The following is a 4,201-nucleotide window of genomic DNA, read 5'->3' on the forward strand; positions in this document are numbered from 1 at the left end:
GCAATATAAAAAAGGCAATATAAAAAGGTCTTAACCCCTTTTTTGACTTCCCGGTGTGGCACAACACCAAACAGTATGCTATAATGGGGGAAACGTGCAAAAAGCAAAGGGAAATTTAAAGGAGTAAATGGATATGAAACTGACAACGATCAAAGAGCTGTATAAAAACAGAGAAGATTATTTGGATAAAGAAGTCACCATAGGCGGATGGGTACGGAGCATCCGGGATTCCAAGACGTTTGGGTTTATTGTTGTAAACGACGGTTCTTTTTTTGAACCGCTGCAGGTTGTGTACCACGATAAAATGGAAAATTTTGCAGAGATTTCCAAACTTAATGTAGGGGCGGCGATCATTGTAAAAGGAACGCTTGTGGCAACGCCGCAGGCAAAGCAGCCTTTTGAGATCCAGGCAGAGGAAGTGACAGTGGAAGGAGCTTCCGCGCCGGATTATCCGCTGCAGAAGAAACGCCACAGTTTTGAGTTCTTAAGGACGATTGCCCATCTCCGGCCGAGAACGAATACATTCCAGGCTGTATTCCGGGTAAGATCCCTGACCGCCTATGCGATCCATAAATTTTTCCAGGAGAGAGGATTTGTCTATGTGCACACTCCTCTGATCACAGGAAGCGATTGCGAAGGAGCAGGGGAAATGTTCCGTGTAACCACATTGGATATGGAAAACGTTCCAAAGAATCCGGACGGTACGGTGGACTATTCCCAGGATTTCTTTAACAAAGAGACAAACCTTACAGTCAGCGGTCAGTTAAACGGAGAGACTTACGCCCAGGCTTTCCGGAATATTTATACGTTCGGACCCACGTTCCGTGCGGAAAATTCCAATACGACAAGACATGCGGCAGAGTTCTGGATGATCGAGCCTGAGATGGCCTTTGCAGATCTTGATGATAATATGGCTCTTGCAGAATCCATGCTGAAATACGTGATCAGCTATGTGTTGGAAAATGCGCCGGAAGAGATGAATTTCTTCAATTCTTTTGTAGATAAAGGACTTCTTGACCGTCTGAATAATGTCGTTTCTTCTGACTTCGCGAGAGTGACTTATACAGAAGCGATTGAAATACTGGAAAAGAACAATGATAAATTTGAATATAAAGTATCCTGGGGAGCAGACCTTCAGACAGAACATGAACGTTATCTGACAGAGGAAGTTTACAAGCGTCCGGTATTTGTAACGGACTATCCGAAGGATATCAAAGCTTTCTATATGAAGATGAATGATGACAATAAAACGGTTGCAGCAGTAGACTGTCTTGTTCCGGGAATCGGGGAGATCATCGGAGGAAGCCAGAGGGAAGATGATTATGATAAGCTGGCTGCCCGCATGAAGGAGCTGGGACTGAAGGAAGAAGATTACGGATTTTATATGGATCTTCGGAAATATGGTTCTACAAGGCACTCCGGATTTGGACTTGGCTTTGAAAGATGTATTATGTATTTGACGGGAATGAGCAATATCAGAGATGTGATCCCATTCCCAAGAACAGTAAACAACTGTGAACTGTAAAGAGGGACAGAGCCGAAGGAGGTTCGTATGAGTATGAATATATTAGTAGTGGATGATGAGCGGGAAATTGCGGATGTAATTGAATTATATCTGCAAAATGACCAGTATACGGTGTACAAGTTTTACACCGGGCAGGATGCGCTGGACTGCATTTTTGAAAAGAAGATCGATCTGGCTATTCTGGATGTCATGCTTCCGGATATCGACGGTTTTGAGATCCTGAAAAGGATTCGGGAGAAATATACATTTCCGGTGATCATGTTGACGGCGAAAACAGAGTATATGGACAAGATCACCGGACTGACTATGGGAGCGGATGACTATATCCCCAAGCCTTTTAACCCGCTGGAGCTGATCGCCCGCGTGAAAGCACAGCTTAGGCGTTATACACAGTATAACGACGGAGGCAAGGAACAGGGAGACATTATAGATTTCGGCGGACTTGTGCTGAACCGGACTTCCCATGAATGTGTTTATAATGAAGTGCCGCTTACTCTGACTCCCATTGAGTTTGATATTTTGTGGCTTCTGTGTGAGAACAGGGGAAAGGTGATCAGCTCAGAAGAACTTTTTGAGAAAGTATGGCATGAGCAGTATTATAAAAACAGCAACAATACGGTTATGGTACATATCCGTCACCTGCGGGAGAAAATGAGTGTACCGACCGGAACTTCAGACTTTATCAAGACAGTATGGGGAGTAGGTTATAAAGTTGAAGAATAATTATCGTAAATTAAAATTCAGTATTCTGCTTCAGACAGTGCTTGTAACGGCGCTGACTGTATTAGTTGGCGGCTTTCTTCTGAATTATGTGATCGACGGCGTGTACAATGACAGCTTTGCAACGACGTTTGTAAAGGTGCTGGTCGCATTTGATGTGGAAGAACAGACCGCCATTGATTTATATTGGCGTCTGTTGGGAGATAATAAGGTGTTTTTTATGATCCTGGGCTTCCTTCTTCTTTTTGCGCTTTTCTTTTATGTGGCGTTGTCAAAGATGACGAAATACCTGGATCAGGTAGGGGATGGAATTGAAAACATTATTTCAGAATCTACAGAGCCGATCCATCTGATCACGGAGCTTAAACCTATTGAGATCCGTCTCAATGAAATCAAGGCGACGCTGAAGCGTCAGGAATTGGAAGCAATTGAAGGAGAAAAGAAGAAGAATGACCTGGTTTTGTTTCTTGCCCACGATCTGAAAACACCCCTTACATCCATTGTGGCTTATCTTGCTATGCTGGAGGCGCATCCTGATATGCCCCGGGAGGAAAGAGAAAAATATACCCATATTTCTCTGGAAAAGGCGATTCGTCTGGGAGAACTGATCAACGAATTTTTTGATATTACAAAATTTAATCTCCAGGATATTGAGCTGGAGCCGGTAGAAGTAAATCTATCCATGATGCTGGAACAGATTGCGGATGAACTCTATGCGGTCCTGCAGGAAAAAGATCTGACCTGCGAAGTAGAGGCAGAGGACAATCTGAATATATATGGAGATCCGGACAAGCTTGCCCGGGTATTTGATAATATTTTAAGAAATGCAATTGCCTATTGCTATGCAGGAACAAAAATCCGTATAGAGGCGCATAAGAAGAAAAATGATATTGAGATCATTTTTTCCAATCAGGGGGAACGGATTCCAGGCACAAAGCTGCAGACAATATTTGAAAAATTCTACCGGCTGGATGATTCCAGATCCAGTGAAACAGGAGGGGCAGGCTTGGGGCTTGCCATTGCCAAAGAAATCGTAGAACTCCATGGAGGCAGGATCATGGCAAAGAGTGACGATGAACAAACACAATTTATTGTGCTGCTTCCATCCAGAAACAAGCAGGAGGAGAAAGAAGAAATTGAAATTCATTCACATCGCAGACGTACATTTAGGAGTTCGTCCAGAGGCAGGAAAGGCTTACAGCGAAAAGCGGGACACCGAAATCTGGGAGACATTTCGAAAGATAATCATGATATGTGAGGAGGAGAAAACAGATCTTCTCCTGATTGCCGGCGACCTCTTTCACCGGCAGCCGCTTTTAAGGGAACTGAAAGAGGTGAACGACATGTTTGGCTCCCTCTCCCATACAGAAGTGGTAATGATCGCCGGCAACCATGATTATATCAAGCCGGGAGCTTACTACGGACGTTTTGACTGGGAACCGAATGTTCATATGCTGGCAGGAAAGGAGCCATCTGAAGTTCAGATTCCCAAGCTGAAAACATCTGTCTGCGGATGCAGTTATCATGAGCGCAAGATTACGGAAACATTGTATGACAAAGCTTTGCCTTCGGGAGAAATGGATTATGAGATCCTTTTGCTCCATGGAGGGGATAAAGAGCATCTTCCCATTGACAAGGCTAAGATAGAAAAATTAGGCTATGACTACACGGCGCTTGGCCATATTCACAAGCCAACGTGTCTGATTCCGGGAAAAGCGGCTTATGCAGGAGCGCTGGAACCTACGGATATCAATGATACGGGAAAGCATGGATATATCAGAGGGGAGATAACAAAAGAGGGGTGCCGCTTTACATTTGTCCCGTTTGCAACGAGGGAATATGTTCATCTTGCTTTGAATGTGAAGGTGGAAATGAGTGGATTTTCTTTAAGAAACGTGATTCAGAAAACCATAGAAGAAAACGGGAAAGAGAACATTTATAAGTTTCTTTTAAAAG

Annotated in this window: 4 protein-coding genes; all 4 read left to right on the forward strand. The window is 43.8% G+C overall.

The window, feature by feature from the left end; translation table 11 throughout:
- Nucleotides 1–133: 133 nt before the first annotated feature.
- Complete coding sequence (asnS, locus tag WJ238_RS11475) at nucleotides 134–1,525, forward strand: asparagine--tRNA ligase (RefSeq protein ID WP_230104923.1); 1,392 nt, start codon at nucleotides 134–136, stop codon at nucleotides 1,523–1,525.
- Between the two features lie 27 nt (nucleotides 1,526–1,552).
- Nucleotides 1,553–2,248: a VanR-ABDEGLN family response regulator transcription factor gene (gene vanR / locus WJ238_RS11480; RefSeq protein ID WP_331471439.1), complete on the forward strand. Its 696-nt coding sequence runs from the start codon at nucleotides 1,553–1,555 to the stop codon at nucleotides 2,246–2,248.
- Complete coding sequence (locus WJ238_RS11485) at nucleotides 2,238–3,503, forward strand: sensor histidine kinase (protein WP_230104924.1); 1,266 nt, start codon at nucleotides 2,238–2,240, stop codon at nucleotides 3,501–3,503. Before vanR ends, WJ238_RS11485 begins: the two co-directional genes overlap by 11 nt.
- On the forward strand, nucleotides 3,397–4,201 hold an 805-nt coding region (locus tag WJ238_RS11490; protein WP_337606995.1), incomplete at its 3' end, for a metallophosphoesterase family protein. The genes WJ238_RS11485 and WJ238_RS11490, both read left to right, overlap by 107 nt.

It is taken from the genome of Claveliimonas sp., assembly GCF_037273965.1.
Lineage (GTDB): Bacteria > Bacillota > Clostridia > Lachnospirales > Lachnospiraceae > Claveliimonas > Claveliimonas bilis.

What these genes read in the sequence shown, in the direction of transcription:
- vanR (WP_331471439.1), top strand. Translation starts at nt 1,553, where the DNA reads ATGAGTATGAATATATTAGTAGTGGATGATGAGCGGGAAATTGCGGAT.
- asnS (WP_230104923.1), top strand. Translation starts at nt 134, where the DNA reads ATGAAACTGACAACGATCAAAGAGCTGTATAAAAACAGAGAAGATTAT.